We start from the raw sequence: 21,255 nt of genomic DNA on the forward strand, positions 1-21,255 counted from the left end.
GCACGGATGCTCTCCTACGTTGGGGGCGCGACGGCGCTCGGGGTACGACGCGAGCGAGCGCGCGAATCGTCGGGGCTCGAACCGCTGGGCAAGCGAGCGGGTGCATGCTAGGGTCGCCACCGACGCCTGACACGCGTCCATGATGATCGCTCCTCGCTGAAGCCATCTCTCTGTCGTACGGCCGTTCGTGGCGAGCCGCCCGTTGCCCTCTTCGCGGCGATGGAGCTACGCCCGTGGTGCCGTGAGGGCGCTGTCCGTCAGCGCCTGCGGACGAACGCGCTCGTCCGCGCTGCAGGTTGGTTCCGAGAACGAGGAGGATCGAATGAGAAAAATTGTTTACGACGTCGCGGTGTCGCTCGACGGTTTCATCTCGCATGAGGACGGCTCGGTCGACGGTTTCCTGATGGAGGGAGAGCACGTCGCCGAATACGTCGAGCGCCTGAAGGGCTATGACACCGTCCTGATGGGGAAGAGGACGTACGAGTGGGGTTATCCCTTCGGGCTCGTCCCGGGCAAGCGGGCGTACCCGCACATGGAGCACCACATCTTCTCGCGGACGCTGCGCTTCGATGAGGGGGCCGAGGTCCAGGTCGTCGATCGCGACGAGGTCGCCGTCATCGAGGGGCTGAAGGCGTCTCCCGGCGCGGACATCTACCTTTGCGGGGGCGGCGCCTTCGCCGGCTTCCTCCTGGATCACGCGCTCATCGATCAGCTCGTCCTCAAGCTGAATCCCATCGTCCTCGGCCACGGGGTCCGCCTCTTCGGCGGCAGCACCAGGAAGGTCGCCCTGGCGCTGGTCAACTCGAAGCCGTACGCGAACAGCGCGCAGCTCCTGAGGTACGACGTGAAATACGGCCGCGCGGCATAGCGCGCTCCGCGCAGGCGCGCGACGTCGGACGCCCGAGCCATTCTTTCGTGCTGTCACAATCCGCGCAGGCGCGAGGAGCCACGCCTCCGCGCCGCGCGACGAACACCCGCCTCGCGCGGGGCGCCTCGGCGTCGTAAGCTCGCCCCCCTCCCGTCATGTCGTCCGTCCAGCGGAATCCCTGGCTCATCTGCGCCTACTACGGCGTGCATTCGTTGATGTTCCCTGCGGCCATCTTCCCGCTGTTCTGGACCAGGGACATCGGCATGAGCGTGGCCACGATGATGACCGTGCAGGCCTCGTTCAACCTGAGCATCGCGCTCTTCGAGTTCCCCTCCGGCTACATCGCCGACCGCCTCGGCCATCGACGCGCCCTCGTGCTCGGCTCCTCCAGCGTCCTGCTCGGCTGGTCCCTCTACGCGATCGCGCCCGCGCTCTGGTCGGTGATCCTCGCCGAGCTCGTGCTCGGCGTCGGGTTCTCGCTCATCTCGGGCGCCGACTCCGCGCTGCTCTACGACTCGCTCCGCGAGCAGGGCAAAGAGCACGAGTTCGCCCGCTGGTACGGCCGCATGCGCTCCATCGCCCAGGTCGCCTCGGGCAGCGCCGCCCTCGTCGCCGGCTTCCTCTACGCGCGCTGGTCTCGCCTGCCGTTCGTGATCGAGGTCGCGGCGTGGGTGCTCGCCCTCGGCATCGCCCTCCGGTTCGGCGAGACCCAGCGCGCCCACCCCAAGGTCGAAGATCACCTCGGCCGCATGCGCTCCATCGTCCGCGACGCGCTGCTCGAGCGCGCGGACCTCCGCGCGGTGCTGCTGCTCGGCGTCGCGCTCGCGCTCGCGTCGTATCTGCCCACCTGGCTCATGGCCCTGTACGCCACCGAGTCCGGCGCCGAGGTCACGTGGATAGGCCCCATGTGGTCCGTCGCCAGCTTCACCACCGCGCTCGGCGCGATGCTGAGCGAGCGCGCCGGCCGCCGCCTCGGCATGACGGGGACGCTGCTCGCGTGCGTCGCCCTGGTGGCGGCCGGGTACCTCGGCCTCGCGATCTCCCATCACGCGCTCGGGTTCGCGTTCTACTTCCTGCTCACGTTCGTGCGCGGCCTCCACATGCCGCTGCTCCACCACGAAGAGCAGCGGCTCGCGCCAGACGGCGATCGCGCGAGCTGCGTCTCGCTCCGCAGCTTCCTGTTCCGCCTCGCCTTCGTGCTGCTCGCGCCCGTCGTCGGGATGGGCGTCGATCGCTATGGTCACCGCCCCGTGCTGTGGGTCTCCGGCGCGCTCATGGCGGCGCTCACCATCGCGGCGTTCTGCCTGTTCCGCGCCCGCGCGGCGCGCCCGCAGCAGCCGTGAGCGGCGCGCCGCCCGCGCCGCCCCGCGCCCGGGCGCGGATCAAGCCGACTCGGCGTGCCTCGTGCGCATCCGGTGCCTCAGCTCCTGGACCGCGCTGACGACCGCCGCCGGCTCGAGCGGCGTCGCGCCTGCGGCCACGCGCGTCGACAGGAACTCCGCCGAATCGACCACGCTCCCGCTGAGCCGGAACGGGACGGGCGTCTTGGCCAGCATCATGAGCCCGGTCGCCACGCTGCGCACGGCGGACCCGAAGAAGCCCTGCCCCTCGCACGCGACGGACACGCCGCCCACCGCGCCGGGGACCTCATCGAAGACCTGCACGATGATCTTTCGTATATCCGGCGGCGGCAGCGGGGTGCCAGGCTCGATGACGGCGAGGTGGCCGATTCCCCACCCGAAGCGCGCGATACCGGCCTTCATCTCTCGATAGAACGTGTGGGCCTCGGTGACGCCGTTTCCTCGCCACACGGCGATATAGAGCCGGTCGACCCAACCCATGGCGCAGATTTCGTTGACCAGCCCGACCTCCAAGGTCATTTCCGCCAAGGTTAACCAGCCCGCTCGCCGGGGTGCAAGGCCCGGTCGTGCCCGCGTCGCGCAATGGTTGCGCCGCGATCGCCGGCCGGCGCTGGGCTGGTATGGTGGAATACTCAGAATGGACGGCGCGACGGCATGAGGCGCGGGCGCCGGAGTGCTACGGCGTCGGTCATGAAGAACGTCGCGCGCGAGGAAGAGGCGGACCGGTTCATCAAGCTCGTCGGCGCCGAGTCCTGGGAGGTCGTGCACGGGATCCTGGAGCGGCAGTTCGCCGTCCTCCATAACCGCGCCCAGGTGCTCATCGGCCTGTGCGGCATCGTCATCACCACGACCGGCTTCTCGGGGCGCCTCATCGCCGGCACCAGCCGCGCCGCGCAGGGGCTGATCATCGCTGGCGTGGCGACCGTGCTGCTCTCCGCGACCCTGATCGTCTGGGGGGTCCAGCACATCCGCTGGCTCACCCAGCAGCCCGGCCACGACATGCGCGGGTGGCTCCTCGTCTCGCTTGCCTACCGCGACCGCAAGACCGCCATCTACCGCGTCGCCATCGCGTTCCTGCTGGTGGGCCTCTCGTTCTATGTCATCGCCATCGCCATGATGCTACTCGACCCCACCGCGGCGCCCTCCTCGGGCGGGCGCTGAGCCCGCGCCGCGCGGGGCCCGTGAACGGCGCCGCTCTCGACTCGACGCGATCGCGCCACGGCGAAGCAGCCCTGATCGCTCGACCGCCGGCGCCGGCAGGCGCGCTGCGCTCCGGGCTCGACTCCGCAGGTGGTCTGATGTGGCTGCCGCCCCCGCAGCGGATCCAGCGTCGGCGATCGCGATCGCGTTGTGTTCTCGACGACGGATCTGGCCGTCCGTGCTGTTGAGAAAGCGCTCGGCACCAGATACGCTCGCCGGGTGTGGGGCTGGCTCGGAGGAGCTCGGGTGCGGTGATGGCCGCGAAGGCGAACGGCGGCTTCGCCACGCAGCCTCGTAGGATGAAGGCAAGGAGGGGCTTGAATGAGAACCGTTCATTCTTTGGCGGTCACCGGTTTGCTGGTCGGTGCGTTCGCCACGACGGGTTGCGGCGATGACGGCTCGGGCGGCGGCGGCGCCGGCGGGAGCCCCTCTGGCTCCAGCACGTCGTCGACGTTGACCGGCGGGAACGGCAGCCCGACGGGCACGGGGGGTTCCGGCGGCGGCGGTGGAGAGGGCGGCGGCGGGACCACCGACCCGAGCGAGAGCTGCCCTGGTTGCGCGCGGCTCTCGGTGCCGCTCACGAGCGCGGGGACGGCGACGCAGTTCTTCATCGGGTTCGACGAGGCGATCGACCTGACGGGCGCCGTCGTCACGTTCCGCGTGAAGGCTCACACCGGCACGAACGGCGGCTTGCAGCCGTTCGTGCAAAATGGGGCTGAGCTCTTCTGGGCGAACGTCGGCTATACATGGAATCCGGTCGCCGGCCTGGGAGAGTGGACGGACCTCACGATCGATGTCGACGCGCTGGCCCCGGCGTCTCCGTTCTTCAACCCCACTCAGGTCAAGTTGCTCGGGCTCCAGATCACCGCGGGCAACACGGGCCCCTGGGCCAACCCGACCGTCATCTACGTCGATTCCATCACGGTCACGAAGGGCGGGAGCACGAGCGCTGCGCGCGGCGCCTGGGGCACGCGCGACGAGTTCGGCGAGGGCGGCGCGGGCGGCGCGATCGGCGAGGGTGGTGCGAGCGGCGTCGGCGGCGCGAGGGGCACCAGCGGCGCGGGCGGCGAAGGCGGCGCGGGGGGCACCAGCGGCGCGGGCGGCGAAGGCGGCGCGGCCGGCACCGGCGGCGCGGGCGGCGAAGGCGGCGCGGCCGGGACCGGCGGCGAGGGCGGCGCGGCCGGGACCGGCGGCGAGGGCGGCGCGGCCGGGACCGGCGGCGAGGGCGGCACGGCCGGCACCGGCGGCGCGGGCGGCGAGGGCGGCACGGCCGGCACCGGCGGCGCGGGCGGCGAAGGCGGCACGGGCGCTGCGGGCGGCGCGGGCGGGGCCGGCGGCGCGGGCGGCGAAGGCGGCACGGGCGGCGAAGGCGGCTCCAGCGGAGAGGTGATTCACGTGGTCGGTCCGTTCGAGTTCACGACCAGCGTGGAGCCGATGGTGATCGGCAATTACATGCCCGTGGAAGGCTCGACGCTGCTCCACCTTGCCGACTGAGCCCGGGCCAGCCCCGCGGCGTCCGCTGCTCCTCACCACGGAAGCGCGCGAGGCGCGCTGAAGCATCGATCCTTCGGATCGGGTGAACCCTCCCTCGCGCCGTCGACCGGATCGCCTTCCAGCCGAATCCCATTCTCGCCGGGCGGCCTCGAGCGGGCGCCGCGCTCTGCGCCACGACGCGCTCGCTGGGGCGAAATGCGCCACGCGCGCGCCGCGCGGCGCGCCGCGGAGGCGCAGGGGCGCGCGGCGCCGCGCGCGGCTCCCGGCGGCACGGTGCGTGCTTTGACCCGGGAGGACCGAGGAACTGACGAACCACGATGACGGAACTACCGTGAGCCGCCCCCGCGCAGCGGGAGGCTTCGGTCTCCGCGAGGGTGATTGCCATGCACGATACCGCGTTGGATGCTGTCGAGAACGATCGTGAGGCGCGCCGCCGGGGCGATGCGCCGTTGCCCGCGGGCGTCCCTCCGCACGCCTCCGGCCTCGCGAAGGCCGCCGCCGGGGCCCTCGCGGGGGCCGCGGCGGGCGCGGCGGTGGGCGCGATCGCCGGCCCGCCCGGGGCCGTCGCCGGCTCGGTGATCGGCACGCTCGTCGGTACGGTCGCGGAGGTCGTCGTCTCGCGCGATCGAGAGCGCGAGGCGCAGCGGGACGCCGAGCTCGACGAGGAGCTCGGCGTGGTCGGCGGGGACATCGGCGCGGCGCCGCCCGGCCAGCCCGCCGCCCAGCGCGGCGCCCTCTCCGCGCCGGCCGCCGGGCTCGTCGGGGCCGTCGACGTCGGGGCCGGCCCGGCCGGCGGTCCGATGCAGAACGTCGAGCAGGCCTGAGCGCTCGTCGCCCTCGGCGCCGGCGACCGCGCGCCCCGCTGCGTCCGGTCCGTGCTCCTGCCTTGTGTTTCTGCGCCGGTGCTCCAGCGAACTCCCGCGCTGGGGGCGCGGCCGACGATCGAGGCTCGTTCGGCGCGCCGAGCGCTGCGGTTCGGAAATGTCCACATACGCCGTTGAGAAAATTCCGGCTTCGGGATAACGTCGCGCCCGCGCGGCGGGTTCGGAGCGAGCTCGGGTACGGCCAGAGCAGGTACGTAGAACAGCGATCTCAGCCGCGTGGCCCCTCATGGGTATAGATAGAGAGGATGCGATGAGATCAGTTCTTTCTTTGGCGATGTGTGGATTGCTGTTCGGCGCGTTCGTCATCACGGGCTGCGGCGACGATGGCGACGGCGGCAACGGCGGCGCCGGCGGGGGCACCTCGTCCAGCACGACCACGTCGGGGAGCTCGACGAGCGCGAGCTCGACCACGACGGGGTCCGGCGGTGAGGGCGGCGAGGGCGGCCAAGGCGGCGAGGGCGGCCAAGGCGGCGAGGGCGGCCAAGGCGGCGAGGGCGGCGAGGGCGGCCAAGGCGGCACGAACGAAGGCGGCGGGGGCGCCGCTCCGGACATCGGTCCTGGGCCGGAAGAGAGCTGCTCGGGTTGCGCTCGGCTGGCCGTGCCCCTCACCGAGGCGAGCACGGGGACGCTGTTCCAGTTCGACTTCCCGGGGCTCATCGACCTGACCGGCGCGACGGTCACGTACCGCGTGAAGGTTCACGCCGGCACCGGCGGTGGCGTGCAGACGTACGTGCAGAACGGGGGGGCCCAGGGCTGGGTCGGCGTCCCCTGGGGGTGGACGGACCTCAGCGCGCTGGGCGACTGGACGGAGCTCACCATCGACGTCGATGCCGCCGCCGCCGTTGAAGGTGCCGAGGCGTTCGACAAGACCCAGGTGCAGCGCATCGGCATCAAGGTCGATGCGGGCGCCATGGGGCCCTGGGCCAATCCGACCGTGGTCTATGTCGACTCCATCACCGTCACGAGGCCCGTCGGCACGGGCGGTGAGGGCGGCGCCGGTGGCGGCACGGGCGGCGCCGGCGGCACGAGCGGTGAAGGCGGCGCTGGTGGCGTCGGCGGCATGAGCGGCGAGGGCGGCGCTGGCGGCACGAGCGGCGACGGTGGCGCCGGCGGCGTCGGCGGCATGAGCGGCGAGGGCGGCGCTGGCGGCACGAGCGGCGACGGTGGCGCTGGCGGCATCGGCGGCATGAGCGGCGAGGGCGGCGCTGGCGGCACGACCGGCGACGGCGGCGCTGGCGGCATCGGCGGCACGAGCGGCGAGGGCGGCGCTGGCGGCACGACCGGCGACGGCGGCGCTGGCGGCGTCGGCGGCACGAGCGGCGAGGGCGGCGCCGGCGGCGCGAGCGGCGAGGTCGTTCACGTGATCGGTCCGTTCGAGTTCACGACCGATCTGCAGGGATTCCTGCTCGGCGACTACCTGCCCGTGACGGGCTCGCGGCTGGATCACCTCCCCGAGTGAGCCAGGGAGGGCCTGCGGCGCCCGCTCCCGCGCTCCTGCGCGGAGCGGGCGCCCGGCCCGCCTTCGATCGATCCTCGCGGGCGCGCGTTCCGGCGCGACCCGGCTCCACCGAGCTGCTCCGTTTCACGTAACTGATGTGACCGATGTGACCGACGTGGCTGCGCCCCAGCTGCCGGGTGCAGGCCGCGGCGTCGTCTCGCGAGCGAGAGGCGGCCTGCCCGCGGCGAGCGCTCTCAGATTTCGCACGTGCCGAGCGCGTCCCTGCAAATCCCATCGACGCAATCGCCAGCGCAGTCGGCGTCGGCGGCGCAGCTCTTCCGCGCGCACTGGCCCGCATCGAGATCGCACGTGGAGTCGACCGGGCAATCCTCGCCGGAGGCGCAGGCGCTCGGGACGCAGCGCTGGCCCGATGAGCCAGATGCGTGAATGCACGAGATCCCTTTCTTCTGGCCGCCCTCCGCGCCCCGGGCTCGACCGCCGTCGCGCGGGGCGACCGCGGCAGCTCGGCAAGGCTCATGCCGGCACACCGCTGCTGCGGAGAGCGCCGCGCCAGCGGAGGCCAGCCGCAGCCGTTCGCCGAAAGAGAGCGCGACGCGCTGGCACAGAGCGCCGAGATGTCGTCAACTACCGCCGCCTGGCCCGAGGGGCGCTGTCCGCCGCGACGCCAAGGTCCGTATGATCCGAACCGTCCACACGACCCGCTACGTGACCCCGCTCCGCGAGGGCGGGTCGCTGCCGGCCCTCGTCGAAGCCGACGACGATGGCCTCTACGTGCTGAAGTTCCGCGGCGCCGGCCAGGGACCGAAGGCGCTCATCGCCGAGCTCGTCGCGGGGGAGATCGGGCGCGCGCTCGGCCTGCCCGTGCCGGAGATCGTCTTCATGGAGCTCGATCCGGAGTTCGGGCGCGCCGAGCCGGACCCGGAGCTCTCGGACCTGCTCTCGGCGAGCGCCGGCCTGAACCTCGCGCTCGACTACCTGCCCGGGTCGCTCGCGTTCCAGCCGCTCGTCGGCCCCGAGCTCGACCCGGCGCTCGCGTCGGCCGTCGTCTGGTTCGACGCCTTCGTGAGCAACGTCGACCGGACCCCCAAGAACCCGAACCTGCTCCTGTGGCACCGCCGCCTCTGGCTCATCGACCACGGCGCCGCGCTCTACGTCCACCACGCCTGGACCGACACGACCGATCCGCTCGCCGACGCGCCCGATCGGTTCCCCCTCATCAAGAACCACGCGCTGCTCCCGTTCGCCCGCGACATCGCCGCCGCCGACGCCGCGCTCAGCGCGCGCCTCACCCCCGCGCGGATCGCGGAGATCGTCGCCGCGATCCCGGACGCGTGGCTCGTCGAGCCGGAGCCGCCGGTCCGGCTGGTCGGAGAGCGGCGCGCGTCGGCGTTCACCAGCCTCGCCGAGGACGACGCTCCGGCGCCCTCGGCCGCGCCGAGCGTGCCGAGCGTCGACGCGCGGCGCGCCAAGTACGCCGCGTACCTCACCCACCGCCTCGCGTCGCCGCGGGGCTTCGTCGAGGAGGCGCTCGGTGCCCGCACCCGACGGTAGCCCGCCCCGCGCGCGCGACGCCGCGGACGCCTTCGACTACGCCGTGCTGCGCGTCGTCCCGCGCGTGGAGCGCGGCGAGCGCGTCAACGTCGGGGTGGTCGTCTTCTGCCGCGCGCGGGGGTTCCTCGAGGCGCGGAGCGAGCCCGACGAGCGGCGCCTGCTCGCCCTCTGGCCCGCGCTCGACCTCGAGGCGGTCCGCGGCCACCTCGACTTCATCCGCCGCGTCTGCGCCGGCGATCCGGCGTGCGGGTACGTCGCCGGGCTCCCCCAGGTCGAGCGCTTCGGCTGGGTGGTGTCCCCGGCCAGCACCATCGTCCAGCCCTCGCGCGTCCACGCCGGCCTCGGCGCCGACCCGGCCGCGGCCCTCGACCGGCTGCTCGCGGCCCTGGTGCGGCCAGGACAGGGCTGACCCGCGCGCCGCGCCTTTCTTCGCGCGGCGCGCCTTTCTCCCCGCCGCGGCGGCGAGGAGCCGGGCGCCCTCGCGGGGTGCGATCAGGGCTCGTGCGCGTCGCGGCCCAGCGCCCGCTTCACCGCGGTGACGACGCCCAGCACCACCGCGCCGGCCACGATGCCGACGACCGCGTTGGCCAGCGACGGCACCACCGCGCCGAGCACGGGGCCGACGCCGCGGGTCATGTCCTCGATGTGGTGATGGAGCCACGGCACGCCGTGCGTCAAGATGCCGCCGCCGACCAGGAACATCGCCGCGGTGCCGGCGACGGAGAGGCCCTTCATCAACCAGGGCGCCGCCTTCAGGATGCCGCGGCCGAGCGACTGCTGGAACGCGTCGCCCTGGCGGCTCAGGTGGAGGCCCGCGTCGTCGAGCTTGACGATGCCGGCGACGAGGCCATAGACGCCGACCGTCATGATCAGGGCGATGCCGGCCAGCACGGCGACCTGCGTGCCGAACTTCGAGTCCGCCACGGTGCCCAGCGTGATCGCGATGATCTCGGCCGACAGGATGAAATCGGTGCGCACCGCGCCCTTGATCTTCTCCTTCTCGAACTCCACGAGGTCGATCTTCGGGTCGGAGAGCGCGTGCACGCGCTCGGCGTGGCGGGCCTCCTCCTCGTGCTCGGCGTGCAGCAGCTTGTGCGCGACCTTCTCGAACCCCTCGTAGCAGAGGAAGGCGCCGCCGAGCATCAGCAGGGGGGTGATGGCCACGGGCACGAGGGCGCTGATCGCGAGCGCCGCCGGCACTAGGATGGCCTTGTTGATCAGCGAGCCCTTGGCCACGGCCAGCACGACCGGCAGCTCGCGGTCGGCGGTGACGCCGGTCACCTGCTGGGCGTTCAGCGCCAGGTCGTCGCCCAGCACGCCGGCGGTCTTCTTGGCGGCCACCTTGGTCAGCACGGCCACGTCGTCCAGCACGGTGGCGATGTCGTCGATCAGGGCGAGCAGGCTGCTTCCGGCCATGGAGTGAGGTCCTCGTCGGGGGATGGGGTGAGCGGCGGCGCCGAGAGGCGGCCGTCGCGGCGGGCATGGTAGCGGCGCCGGCGGTCGCCGGTCGAAGAACTTAGCCGTTCGCGTCGACCGGCGAGCCTACCACGCGCGGCTTTCCCCGGGCGACGCTCCGCGCACGCGCCCTTCTCCGCCATGTCCACCCGCGCCGCGCGGTCCGTGAACGGCGCCGGCCGTCCACGAGGGCGCGAGGGCGCGCCTGGACGACGGATTGGACACTGTCCAACGCGTTGGAGGGTCAGCTGACGGAATGGACACGCCAGCTTACCCTGAGGGCATGTTCCTGGCTGGAGGAGCCGTCATGAAGATAGGCATTTTGCTTGGCAGCACGAGGGTCGGAAGGCAGTCGCACAAGGTCGCGCTGCACCTGGAGAAGGCGCTGAAGGAGCGGGGCGTCGCGGCCGATCTGATCGACCTGGCCGACGACCCGCTGCCGATCCTGGAGGGGCACGCCACCCGGAGCGCGCAGGTGGAGGCGCGGGTCCAGGCCCTGAGCGCGCGCCTCCGCGCCGCGGACGGGCTCGTGTTCGTGACGCCGGAGTACCACGGGAGCTTCTCGGGCGTGCTGAAGAACGCGCTCGACTACTTTTGGGAGGAGTTCAACCGGAAGCCGATCGGCGTGGCCGCGGTCTCCGCGGGGAAGCTCGGCGGCATCAACGCGTCGACCCAGCTGCAGCACGTCGTCCTGAGCCTCGGGGCCTTCGCGATGCCCACGAAGCTGCTCGTCTCGGAGGTCCACAACGCGTTCGACGAGGCGCTCGAGGTGAAGAGCGAGCCGATCGCGAAGTCGACCGCGCGGTTCCTGGACGAGTACCTCTGGTTCGCCAGCGCCATCGTCCAGGCGAAGCAGGTCGCGGCGGGGCGGGCGGCGTAGCGCGGCGGCGCGGCGCCGCGGCTGAAGAAGCGCCGCGCCGCCGCTCAGGCGCTCTCCTCGATGCCCGAGGGCGGCTCCAGCCCCGGCGGCTCTTCCAGGCTGATGCGCCCGAGGCGCCCGGCGCGGAAGTCGTGGACAAGGATGTCCGACGCCTTGTGCAGGTCCACCGCGCCGCCGCTCCGCAGGCAGCCGCGGCGGCGGCCGATCTCCTCGATCAGCGCGGAGGCCGTCTCCGGCAGCTCCTTCAGCTTGTAGCGGGCGACGAGGAGCTCGGGATACCGCCGCAGGAAGTACCCCGCCGCGAAGAGGGCGACGCTCTGGTAGTCGATGGCCGTGTCCGGGATCGCCCCGCCCACGGCCAGGCGGAACGAGGCCGCCTCGTCGTCGATCTTCGGCCACAGGATGCCCGGGTTGTCCGAGATGGCCATGCCGCTCTTCAAGGTGACGAGCTGCTGGCTCTTGGTGACCGCGGGCTCGTCGCCGACCTTGGCCACCTTGCGCTCCATGAGCGTGTTGATGAGCGTCGACTTGCCGACGTTGGGGATCCCCACGATCATCGCCCGCACCACCTTGCCCGGGCCGTTCTTGGGGGGCACGAGGCGCTTGCAGAGCTCCGGGATCCGGCGCCGCGCCTCGGACGATTGGGTCGCGGAGATCGCGATCGCGAGCACCTTGCCCCCCGGCGGCGCCTCACCGGGCGCCGGGTGCTCCGCCTCGAGGTGGCGCAGCCACGCCGTCGTGACGGCCGGGTCCGCCAGATCGCTCTTGTTCAGCACCTTGATGCACGGCTTCTGGCCGCGCAGCTCGGCCACGACGGGGTTCTCGCTGGCCCGCGGCATGCGGGCGTCGAGCACCTCGATGATGACGTCCTGCGACGGCATCGACTCGGCGATCAGGCGCCGAGCCTTGGTCATGTGGCCGGGATACCATTGAATCGCCATCCGCCGCGGAGCTCTCTATCACGCCCGGCGGCTCACGCGCACCCGTCCGGGCCGCAGGCCGCCCCCTCGGCGAGCATCGGGTCGGACGCGTCGGGCTCGCCGGCCGCCTCGTCCCACGTCCGCTGGAGCACGCCGAGGAGCGCCTCCGCCGGCTGCGCGCCGGAGACGCCGTACCGCCCGCCGAAGGCGAAGAAGGGGACGCCCGTGACGCCCATCGCCCGCGCCTCGGCCTCGTCGGCCCGCACCTCGGCCGCGAAGGCGTCGCCCGCGAGCGCCTCGCGGACCTCGGCCGGGTCGAGCCCCGCCTCGCCGGCGAGGCGCGCGAGCACCTCCGGCTCGCCGATCGCCTCGCCCTCGGTCATGTAGGCCCGGAGCAGCCGCTCCTTCACCGCGCCCTGGGCGCCGCGCTCGGCCGCGAGGTGCAGCACGCGGTGCGCGTCGAAGGTGTTGCCGGGCCGGACCTTCTCGAAGTGGAAGTCGAGCCCGTCCGCCGCGGCCACCTCGGTCATCTGCCGGATCATCGCCTCGGCCTTGGCGACCGACGCGCCGTACTTCCTCGCGAGCCGCTCGGCGTAGGAGACCTCCGCGCCGAGGACGCGCTTCGCCGCGGGGTCCAGCTCGAACGCGCGCCAGACGACCTCGACGGCATCCCGGTGCGGGAACCTGGCGAGCGCGGCCTCGAGCCGGCGCTTGCCGACGTAGCACCACGGGCACGCGATGTCGGACCAGACATCGACACGGAGCTTCTTCGTCATGGCGAGCAAGGTAGGTCGCCGCTGCGCCCCCGGCCAGGCGCGTTCGTCGCGGGCGGCAAGGGCGAGGGGCGCGAGGGAAGCGAGGGGAGGCCTCCGCCTGGTCGTCCGCTCGCCGCGGGCGCCGCCGGCCGCGGGGCGTCGCGCCTCACTGGAGCGCGATCGTCGATGCCACCTTGTCCTCGATCCCCGCCCAGGACACCGGCCGGTTCATCGTCGAGTAGGCCTGGAGGACCACCTCCCGGCCCCCGAGCACGACGATGTAGCTCACCATCTGCACCCCGTTCTTGAGCTCGTTCCTGACGCTCACCGCGGGTCGCCCGCCCAGATCGACGCGCTCCGCCGGGCCCTTCTTGACCGTGTTCGCCGGCCGGTGCTCGTCGAGCGTCTTGCGCTCCTGCTCGAGGAGCGCGTCGACCTGATCGGGCGGCACCTCGCCGTCCAGCGGGAAGACGGCGATCTGGAAGACGACCGGCGTCTGGGGCAGCCGTCCGTACGTGTGGAAGGGGATGCCGTTCAGGTCCTCCACGGCCGTGACCTTCGCGAGCGTCTCCGGCAGGTCGAGCGCGACGCCCGTGTCCGCGACCGCGACGCGCGTCAGCGCCGGCGGCGCGCCGAGCGCCCACGGGCGGCCGGCGACGAGCGCCACCGCCACGGACGCCGCCATCGCCGCGGCCGCGAGGGCGGCCGCCGCCGTGAGGAGGGGGCGCGGCCTCGGCTCCGCGTCCGCCGCGCGCGCGCGCTGCTCGACCGGCAGGAGGCCGCGGGGCAGCACCGTGACGACGAGCGCGAAGCCGACGACGCCGCCGCCGAGGTGCGCGAGCAGGTCGACGCCGGGCTGGAAGCTGTAGACGAGGTTCAGCCCCAGCGGCCACCACGCGCGGCTGCGCATCTGCGCGATCATCGCCGGGGGCAGGAGCCCGTGGGGCCGCAGCGCGACGCCGATGCCCGCCATCATGAGGCCCCAGATCGCGCCCGACGCGCCGACGCTCCACCGCTCCTCCAGCATCGCGCTCGCGACCGACCCGCCCAGCGCCGACGCCGCGTAGAGCAGGAGAAACCGCCGCGGGCCGAGGAGCGCCTCGAGCATCGGGCCGAACGACCAGAGCGCCAGCATGTTGACGAACAGGTGGATCGGGTCGGCGTGCAGGAAGGCCGACGCGAGGAGCCGGTAGAGCTCGCCGCGGCGCACCGCCTCGCCGCTGTTGGCGCCCATGCGCCAGAGCGCCGCCTCGTGGGTGCCCGAGCCGAAGAGGTAGCTCACGGCGAGGAGCGCGGCGCACGCGATCACGAGCGTCGTCGTGACGCTGCGGCTGCCCGTCAGCCTGTCGACGATCGCGCGCTCCTGCTGCGCCAGCGCCTGCCCCTCCTCGAGCGCCCGGGCGATCCCGTCGGGACCGAGCGGGCCCACCTCGGCGAGGCGCCCGTGGGCCTCCTCGAGGGCCGGCAGGGCGGGCCCCTTCACGCGCGCGAGCGCGCCCGCCGCGTCGAGGTGGTGGAAGCCCATCCGCACGGGCTGCACGAGCGGCGCCGCCTTGGCGAGCGCGGCCCGGCCGGCGGCGGCGCCGCCGCCCACCACGACGAAGTGCGCGGGCGGCCCGCCGGGGCGCACCGCCTTCACCAGGGGCTCGATCCGGGCGCGGATCTCGTCGGCCGAGGCGTCGTCGGCCGCCCTGACGAGCAGGAGCCGGAGGGGCGCCGCCCCGGCGACGAGCTCCGCCACGTCCGCGTCGCAGCGGAGGAGCACGAAGGCGTCCGGCCCGCGGAGCAGCGCCGCGAGCAGGCGGTCGCGCCGATCCACCGTCTCGTCCCCGAACGCGCGGTCCATGCTCGGCTGCTCCACCACGCTGTCTCCTCCTCCTGCGATCGATCGCGCGGAGAGCGTAGCGGAAAGGCGGCGCGCGCTGGGTCGCGAAGCGCGCCCGGCGCGCGGCTCCGCGCGCGCTGGGCCGCCGCGCCCGGGCTCACCGCAGGGAGGTCGACGCCGCCCGCGCCCCGCGCGCCGCCGCCTCGCGGCGGAGCGCCTCCGTGACGGCCGGCAGCTCCCTGAGCCAGTCGAGCTTCGGGCGGTTGCGCATGAGCCAGGCGAAGGCGTCCTTCATGGCGCTGAACACCTCGTAACGGAGCCGCGTGCGGCTCAGCAGGATGAACTCGATGGCCACGTTGCGCATCAGCGACGCCCGGAAGCCGTGGTCTTCGAACACCAGCGCGGCGCACATCCCGTGGGCCGCGAGCTCCCTCGAGAGCTCCGCCAGCGAGCTCCGGACCTCCGGCCCCGCCGGGATGGTGTGCTCCTCGAGGATGACCAGCGTCGCCTGGAGCTGGCCGCCGTGCTCGCGCAGGACGCGGCGGACCCCGCGCACCGCCGCTTCGGTGGTGCGCCCGCGCCAGATCTGGAAGAGGACGCCGTTCCAGGTGGCGATGCAGTGATCGTCGTCCAGCGCGTGGACGAGCGGCCGTTCCGTCCCGCCGCCGCCCCGGACGCGCGGCATCGCGGCGCTGCCGGGCGGCCGGACCTCGACAGGCGTCGGCGGCGGGACGGAGCTCGCGCTCCTCGGCCGCTGCGCGTCTGCCCGCGGCGCCTCCAGGCGCGGCGCTCCCGCGGCGCGGGGCTCGCCGGGCGCCGCCGCGGGGGCCTCGCCGCCTCCGCGGCGATCGCCCGTCGCCTCGCCTTCGGCGGCCTCCGCGGTCCGCTCGTCGCGGTCCCGGAGGCCGGGGAACGTGATCGTGCTGCCGTACGCGTCGACCGGCGCGGGCCTCTCCTCGGCGCCGACGTCGGCGGCGGACGCGGCCGGCGGCGACGACGACCCGCGGCGCCGCGCCTCCGCGGCGAGGGACGCCGCGGCCCCCGCCGGCGCCTCGAGCGCGGCGTCGAGGAGGCGCTCGAGGGCGGGCCACATGGAGGCGGCGCTCGTGAACCGGGCGAACGGGTCGCGCTCGACGCAGCGAGAGAACCATACGTCGAACCCGGCGGGGAGGGGCGGCAGCCCGAGCTCGGCCGCGCGCCGGCTCGCGGCGGGGATGGGCTCGATCAGGACCTCGCGCAGCAGCGCCGGGAGCTCTCGGCCCCGCCAGAAGAGCTGGCCCGCGAGCGCGAAGAACGCGACGAGCCCGTACGCCCAGACGTCGCTCTGGGGGAGCGCCGCGTAGCTCACGTGGGCCTGCTCGGGGGCCATCCAGAGCGGCGTGCCCAGGGCGCCCGTCGTCGAGGTGCGCGCGTCGGCGATGACCTTGGCGATGCCGAAGTCGAGGAGCTTGACCCGCGGCGCGGCGCCGCCCTCGGCCTCTTCGAGGAAGACGTTCTCGGGCTTGAGGTCGCGGTGGACGATGCCCGCGCCGTGCGCGGCCTCGAGCGCGCGCCCGAGCTGCTCGAGGACGCGGCGCGCCTCGGCGACCGGGAGCGGGCCGCTCTGCTCGACGCGCGCCGAGAGGGTCTCGCCGTGGAGCAGCTCCATCGCGAGGTAGGGCAGGCCCGACGCCGCGTCGACGCCGGCGATGAGCACCTCGACGATGTGCGGCGACCCGATGAGCCCAGGCGCCCGCGCCTCCCGCTCGAAGCGGCGGCGCTCCTCGGGGTCGGTGGCGCGCACCGGGTGCATGACCTTCACGGCGCGCTCGCGCGCGGTGCTGTGCTGGCGGCACAGGTACACGCTGCCCATGCCGCCCGAGCCGAGGGGGCGCACGACCTCGAAATCGCCGCCGATGAGGGTGCCAGCGTGCAGGCCGTAGGGTGAATCCATGGCGCGGGCCGAAGTGATGGCCTAGCGGACCGCTCCGGGTCTGTCACGCGAGGCCAGGCCGATTCAACCCCGTCGGCCGCTGGTCTCGCGCGAGCGACGGCGAGCGTGCCTGTGATCTTGCAGTGGTGTTGTTCGGATTCAATCGGGTCGCACGGGCGCGCGGCGCGCAGGTCCGCGCCCTGCTCGAACCGTGCTCCGCCATTGCCGTGCGCGGACGAGAGGGCGCGTGGATCGCGCGCGCCCGGCGGCGTCAGGCGATCTCGGCGACGACCGCGTGGTGGTCGGACGCGGCGCCGACGTCGATGACGTCGGCGAGCGCGAGCCGGCCGGAGAGCCGCGGTGAGAGCAGCACGTAGTCGGTCCGCGTCTCGACCTGCGCGCCGGCGCGGCCGCGCAGCGCGGTGGCCCAGCGCGGGGAGCGCGGCCGGAGGCGCAGCGCGTCGGTCCAGCCGAACGCCTCGAGGGTGTCCATCGTGTCGAATCGCGGCGGGCTCCCGTACTTCTCGATGCCCGCGGCCGCGAGGCGCGCGTCGAGGTCTGCGGGGTAGGGGTCGCGGCGCGAGATCGCGTTGAGGTCGCCGGCGAGCGCCCAGAGGCCCGCGGCGAACCGGGCGGGCGGCACGAGGGAGAGCAGCCAGCGCGCCTCGGCGAGTCGGCGGTCCTCGCTGCCGGCGTTGAGGTGGGTGCCGAGCACGAGCAGCGGCTCGCCGGCGAGCTCGAGCTCGAGCTCGAGCTCGACGAGGCAGTGGGCCAGCACCTCGGGCGCGTGCACGCGCGCCTTCACGAGCGGCGCCCGGCTGACGACGGCCACGTGGTTCCGCCGGCCGCTCGGCCGCGGGTTGGCGCTCCCGAGCACGGCGTGCCGCTCGCCCGGGGGCGCGCCGACCGCCTCGGCGACGGCCCGGAGCCGGGCGCCGTCCTCCCAGCCGACGCACTCCTGGAGGACGAGCAGGTCCGGGCGCGCGGCGGCGACGATCGTGAGGATCGCCTCGAAGCGATCCTCGCCGCCGGAGAGGATGTTGAAGGTCATGATCTTCACGGTGGGATCAGGCTAGCTCGTCCGAGCAGAGCAGCTCCAGCGCGCGCTGAATCCGGTGGACGCGGCGCCGGCGACAGCGCACGAATCCGGCACGGCCGGGCGCGGGGCCGGGCCTCGACGTGCAGGATTCATGGATAGGACGATGAGCATCGAGCAACGAGGCCTCCTGTGGGCAGCGCAGCGCGCCGCCCTCGCCATCATCGCCGGGGCGGCCGCCGCGGCGCGCGCGGGCCTTGCGGGCCGGGCTCCCTCCGCGGCCCTGGAGGGCGCCTGATGGCCGGCGAGATCCTCCCGATCCGCAGCGACTCGCCGCTCTACGTCGGCGCGCTCCGCCTGCGGTACGAGGTCTTCGTCGTCGAGCAGGCCGTGCCCGCGGACATCGAGGTCGACGAGCTCGACGAGGGCGCGCAGCATTTCGTGGTCCTGGACGGCGACGAGGTCGTCGCGACGATGCGGATCGTGCCGTACGGGGACGCCCTCAAGGTCGGCCGCGTCGCCGTCAGGAAGGATCTTCGCGGCACCGGCCTCGGGCGGCGGCTGCTCGAGGAGGCGATCCGCGTCGCCGCCGCGCAGGGCGCGCGCGCGCTGGTCTTGAACGCCCAGGTCGCCGCCGCGCCGTTCTATCGCAAGCTCGGCTTCGTCGAGGAGGGGCCGATCTTCGACGAGGCAGGCATTCCGCACACCCGGATGGTCAGGCGGATGACCTGAGCTCGCTGTGGAGTCGCGGCGGGCGCGCGCGGCGCGCCCGCCGGAGCCGCCGTGACTCGCGCCAGTCCGCGGCAGATCGCGCGATCCTTGACGTCGACGCCGACATGCTGGCAAGGCTTGTATCGCTGCGCGGCCGCGCGGGCGAGGGGCGGGGCGCTCCCGGGCGCCGCGCTCGAAAGGAACGGGTGACCCGATGACTGTGCAGCGGATCCTCCTCGCCGGCGCCACGGGCGCGGTCGGCTCCGAGCTCTTGCGCTTGCTCCGCGGCCGGGGTCACTTCGTGCGCACGCTCTCTCGCGCCGAGGGCAACGCCGCGGGGATCCGCGGCCTCGCCTCGGAGGTCGTCGTCGCCGACGCGGCGGAGCCCGGGGCCGTGACCGGCGCGCTCGATGGCGTCGATACGGTCGTGTCGTGTCTCGGCGCGAATGTCTCGATGACGCTGCGCGAGCGCAGGAGCTATTACGACGTCGACGTGGTGGCGAACACGCACCTGCTCGAGGCGGCGAAGCGGGCCGGGGTGAAGCGCTTCGTCTACCTCTCCGCGCACCCCGGCCCCGGCTATGCCCACACCCGCTATCTGGCCGCCCACCTCCAGATGGAGGAGCGCATTCGCGCCTCCGGCCTCTCGTTCTCGTTCGTGCGCCCGACCGGCATCTACTCCGCGCTGAACGACATGATCGCGATGGCCCGCGCCGGCGTCGGCACGGTGCCCGGCGACGGCCTCGCGAGGACCAACCCGGTGCACCCCGCGGACGTCGCCGAGGCGCTCGCCGAGGTGCTCGCCGGGGGGCCTGACGTGGTGCCCGTGGGCGGGCCCGACGTCATGACGCGCGACGAGGTGATGCGCCTGGCGTTCGACGCGGTCGGCAAGAAGGGGCTCATCGTGCACGTCCCCGCGGGGGTGCTCCGGTCCACGAGCGTGCTGCTCGAGGGCATCCATCCGCGGCTGTCGGATCTGCTGGAGTTCGCGGCGGCCGTCATGACGTCCGACTCGGTCGCGCCCGCGCGCGGCACACGGCCGCTGCGCGCCTGGTTCGAGGCGCTCGCAGGCGGGAGCTAGCCGAGAGATCGTCGACGCGCGCTCGGCCCGGCGCGCTCCTCGATCGTCACGAAGTTCAGCGCGTAGAGCTTCTGCAGCGCTCGGCAGCAATCTCGCTCGGCGGCTGCCCGCGCGGCGGGATCGGCCTCGGGTCCGAGCATCTCCGCGAGGATCTCCCGGGTGGGCTTTCCGCCGCCGGCGCGGGTGAGGAACGACTTGATCAACGGCCCGACGCGCGCCTTCTGGACGCGATCGGCCACCGCGATCCTCCCGAACAGGATCAGCGTCGGCGCGGGCACCGGATCGGGCGGCGCCTTGCCGTCGACGAGCGCCTGGATGAACGGCAAGACGTCGCACGAGAGCTCGTGCAGCTCGACGTGCCGGCCCGCGCGCACGGCGCCGTCGAGCAGCTCCTCCTCGGTGACGCTCGGCCTCGACGCGTTCCGCGACCTGAAATCGTCCGCGCTCGCGGCGCTCGCGGCGTCGGACCACAGCATGAACTCGGCGCGCTCGCAGCGCATCACGTCGGTGAGGTAGGGGATATTGAGCTCCCCTCGGTCGAGTTGCCGCTCGACGATCTCGGCGAACCAGAGGGCGTCGCGAAACGCGCGAATCAGGCTTTCGGACTTGATCGGGCGGTAGGTCGCGATGAGGCTCCGCTGCACCTTCGACAACGCCTTGCGGCGCCGGAGCAGCGCGAACGTGGCGGGGAAGTACGTCTCGACGAGGAAGAAGCGCTTGACGCTCAGCGAACCCGCGATCCAGCGCAGCCGGTCCTTGTCGAGGGACTGGAGCGCGGACAGCTGTCCGGGGCTCAGCGCGCTCTCCTCGGCGAAGCGCGCCGGGTCGTCGTAAAACTGCTCGAACGCCTCGGGATCGGTGAGCAGCCGCGCGAACGCCGTCTGAAACGCTGATTGGTCCGTATCCATCGCCCGCCCCTCTGTCACGTCATTCATGGCATGATCCATCGTCTACCCAGCGGCTGCGCGAGCCTCGCCTCACGCCCAGACGGCCCTCGCGTGCTCGACCTCTTCCAGGATCTCGTCGAATTTCTCCGGCGGATTCGCGTCGCGCTCGATGAGGATGCCGCGCACGGGCGCTCTCCGGCAGAGATAGTCGAGCAGGTCCCAGACCTCGGGGTGCCTGTCGACCGGGTGGCTGTGCGTGTCGATCCACATCCCCTCTTCGTAAGCTCCGCCGGCCAGGTGGACTTGCACGACGCGCTCGAGCGGGATGCGGTCGATGAACTCATACGGATCATAGTGGAGGTTCTGGGCGTTGATGTACAGGTTCGTGAGATCGAGCAAGATGCCGCAATCGGCGTCGTTCACGACCTTGCTGATGAAATCCGCCTCTGTCATGGTGCCCCCGGGGATCGCCAGGTAATAGGCGATGTTCTCGAGGAGCAACGGGACCCCGAGCATTTCCTGGAACTGCCGTGCCTTGGCCGCGCAGCGCGCCGCGGCGGGCTCGGAGAACGCGATCGGCGTGAGCTGGCCGAGCTCGATCTGGGAGACCTGCGTGAAGCAGAGGTGATCGCTGTACCAGGGGGCGCGGACCGCCTTCGCGAGGCGCGCGACGTCGCGGCAGTAATCCACGTCGAGCGGCGCGTCGGTGCCGATGGAGAGCTCGAGGCCATGGGGCGCTATGGGGAGACGCTGGCTCAGCTCGACGGCGCGCGCGACCCGCCCCTCTGTCCGGTCGATGTAGTGGTCCGCGCAGATCTCGATCCAGTCGATACGATCGCGGTGTTCTTTGAGCCCGCGCACGAACCAGGGCCGGTAGGCGAGCCCAACGCCGATGCGCGGCAGGTCGAATCTCGGCTTCACACTCATGAGCAGATCCTCGCGCGCAGGGAAAAGGAGGCGCCCAGGCAGCGCGGCG

At 73.2% G+C, this 21,255-nt stretch carries 21 protein-coding genes; 12 read left to right on the forward strand and 9 right to left on the reverse strand.

The window, feature by feature from the left end:
- Positions 1 to 322: 322 nt before the first annotated feature.
- Complete coding sequence (locus WME98_RS33455) at positions 323 to 868, forward strand: dihydrofolate reductase family protein (protein WP_437945752.1); 546 nt, start codon at positions 323 to 325, stop codon at positions 866 to 868.
- 155 nt (positions 869 to 1,023) lie between these two features.
- A complete protein-coding gene (locus tag WME98_RS33460) occupies positions 1,024 to 2,211 on the forward strand; it encodes an MFS transporter (protein ID WP_437945753.1) in 1,188 nt (395 codons plus the stop codon).
- 39 nt (positions 2,212 to 2,250) lie between these two features.
- On the opposite strand, the gene WME98_RS33465 is transcribed toward WME98_RS33460, so the two are convergent.
- A complete protein-coding gene (locus WME98_RS33465) occupies positions 2,251 to 2,709 on the reverse strand; it encodes a hypothetical protein (RefSeq protein WP_437945754.1) in 459 nt (152 codons plus the stop codon).
- A gap of 210 nt (positions 2,710 to 2,919) precedes the next feature.
- Here WME98_RS33465 and WME98_RS33470 point away from each other — a divergent pair, with 210 nt between their 5' ends.
- The 6 genes from WME98_RS33470 to WME98_RS33495 all read left to right on the forward strand — a co-directional run bounded on the left by WME98_RS33470 (position 2,920) and on the right by WME98_RS33495 (position 9,226).
- Positions 2,920 to 3,390, forward strand: a complete 471-nt coding sequence (locus tag WME98_RS33470; RefSeq protein ID WP_437945755.1) for a hypothetical protein — start codon at positions 2,920 to 2,922, stop codon at positions 3,388 to 3,390.
- Positions 3,391 to 3,750: 360 nt separating this feature from the next.
- Entirely contained in the window at positions 3,751 to 4,923 is a 1,173-nt protein-coding gene (locus tag WME98_RS33475; RefSeq protein ID WP_437945756.1) for a hypothetical protein, read from the forward strand.
- A 398-nt stretch (positions 4,924 to 5,321) separates the two neighbouring features.
- A complete protein-coding gene (locus WME98_RS33480; RefSeq protein WP_437945757.1) occupies positions 5,322 to 5,747 on the forward strand; it encodes a hypothetical protein in 426 nt (141 codons plus the stop codon).
- Positions 5,748 to 6,057: 310 nt separating this feature from the next.
- Positions 6,058 to 7,266 carry a hypothetical protein gene (locus WME98_RS33485; RefSeq protein WP_437945758.1) on the forward strand — a complete coding sequence of 403 codons (1,209 nt, stop codon included), beginning with the start codon at positions 6,058 to 6,060 and terminating at the stop codon, positions 7,264 to 7,266.
- A 675-nt stretch (positions 7,267 to 7,941) separates the two neighbouring features.
- The gene (locus WME98_RS33490; protein WP_437945759.1) at positions 7,942 to 8,817 is read left to right on the forward strand and encodes a HipA family kinase; all 876 of its coding nucleotides are present in this window, start codon (positions 7,942 to 7,944) and stop codon (positions 8,815 to 8,817) included.
- Positions 8,798 to 9,226 (forward strand): DUF3037 domain-containing protein, encoded by a 429-nt coding sequence (locus WME98_RS33495; protein WP_437945760.1) that lies wholly within the window; start codon positions 8,798 to 8,800, stop codon positions 9,224 to 9,226. The genes WME98_RS33490 and WME98_RS33495 overlap by 20 nt, the downstream gene beginning before the upstream one ends.
- 83 nt (positions 9,227 to 9,309) lie before the next feature.
- Here WME98_RS33495 and WME98_RS33500 read toward each other — a convergent pair whose 3' ends face one another.
- Positions 9,310 to 10,233: a DUF808 domain-containing protein gene (locus tag WME98_RS33500; protein ID WP_437945761.1), complete on the reverse strand. Its 924-nt coding sequence runs from the start codon at positions 10,231 to 10,233 to the stop codon at positions 9,310 to 9,312.
- A gap of 346 nt (positions 10,234 to 10,579) precedes the next feature.
- Between WME98_RS33500 and WME98_RS33505 the strand changes: the two genes are divergently transcribed.
- Positions 10,580 to 11,152 (forward strand): NADPH-dependent FMN reductase, encoded by a 573-nt coding sequence (locus tag WME98_RS33505; protein WP_437945762.1) that lies wholly within the window; start codon positions 10,580 to 10,582, stop codon positions 11,150 to 11,152.
- Between the two features lie 44 nt (positions 11,153 to 11,196).
- On the opposite strand, the gene ylqF is transcribed toward WME98_RS33505, so the two are convergent.
- The 5 genes from ylqF to WME98_RS33530 form a co-directional block, all read right to left on the reverse strand.
- Entirely contained in the window at positions 11,197 to 12,093 is an 897-nt protein-coding gene (ylqF, locus tag WME98_RS33510; protein WP_437945763.1) for a ribosome biogenesis GTPase YlqF, read from the reverse strand.
- Between the two features lie 32 nt (positions 12,094 to 12,125).
- Positions 12,126 to 12,848, reverse strand: a complete 723-nt coding sequence (locus WME98_RS33515; protein WP_437945764.1) for a DsbA family oxidoreductase — start codon at positions 12,846 to 12,848, stop codon at positions 12,126 to 12,128.
- Between the two features lie 145 nt (positions 12,849 to 12,993).
- Entirely contained in the window at positions 12,994 to 14,691 is a 1,698-nt protein-coding gene (locus WME98_RS33520) for a rhomboid family intramembrane serine protease (protein ID WP_437945765.1), read from the reverse strand.
- 118 nt (positions 14,692 to 14,809) lie between these two features.
- The gene (locus tag WME98_RS33525; protein WP_437945766.1) at positions 14,810 to 16,585 is read right to left on the reverse strand and encodes a protein kinase domain-containing protein; all 1,776 of its coding nucleotides are present in this window, start codon (positions 16,583 to 16,585) and stop codon (positions 14,810 to 14,812) included.
- Between the two features lie 250 nt (positions 16,586 to 16,835).
- Positions 16,836 to 17,615, reverse strand: coding sequence for an endonuclease/exonuclease/phosphatase family protein (locus tag WME98_RS33530; protein ID WP_437954051.1), 780 nt, complete (start codon positions 17,613 to 17,615; stop codon positions 16,836 to 16,838).
- 151 nt (positions 17,616 to 17,766) lie between these two features.
- Here WME98_RS33530 and WME98_RS33535 point away from each other — a divergent pair, with 151 nt between their 5' ends.
- The 3 genes from WME98_RS33535 (at position 17,767) to WME98_RS33545 (ending at position 19,392) form a co-directional block, all read left to right on the forward strand.
- A complete protein-coding gene (locus WME98_RS33535) occupies positions 17,767 to 17,898 on the forward strand; it encodes a hypothetical protein (RefSeq protein ID WP_437945767.1) in 132 nt (43 codons plus the stop codon).
- Entirely contained in the window at positions 17,898 to 18,332 is a 435-nt protein-coding gene (locus tag WME98_RS33540; RefSeq protein ID WP_061622845.1) for a GNAT family N-acetyltransferase, read from the forward strand. Before WME98_RS33535 ends, WME98_RS33540 begins: the two co-directional genes overlap by 1 nt.
- 193 nt (positions 18,333 to 18,525) lie before the next feature.
- Complete coding sequence (locus WME98_RS33545) at positions 18,526 to 19,392, forward strand: SDR family oxidoreductase (protein WP_437945768.1); 867 nt, start codon at positions 18,526 to 18,528, stop codon at positions 19,390 to 19,392.
- On the opposite strand, the gene WME98_RS33550 is transcribed toward WME98_RS33545, so the two are convergent.
- Together WME98_RS33550 and WME98_RS33555 are read right to left on the reverse strand one after the other, a co-directional pair.
- Positions 19,389 to 20,327 carry a hypothetical protein gene (locus tag WME98_RS33550; protein ID WP_437945769.1) on the reverse strand — a complete coding sequence of 313 codons (939 nt, stop codon included), beginning with the start codon at positions 20,325 to 20,327 and terminating at the stop codon, positions 19,389 to 19,391. The two genes, WME98_RS33545 and WME98_RS33550, sit on opposite strands and share 4 nt — an antisense overlap.
- A gap of 42 nt (positions 20,328 to 20,369) precedes the next feature.
- Entirely contained in the window at positions 20,370 to 21,206 is an 837-nt protein-coding gene (locus WME98_RS33555; RefSeq protein WP_437945770.1) for a DUF692 domain-containing protein, read from the reverse strand.
- Positions 21,207 to 21,255: the final 49 nt, after the last annotated feature.

It is taken from the genome of Sorangium sp. So ce296, assembly GCF_051529605.1.
GTDB classification, from domain to species: domain Bacteria; phylum Myxococcota_A; class Polyangia; order Polyangiales; family Polyangiaceae; genus Sorangium; species Sorangium cellulosum_D.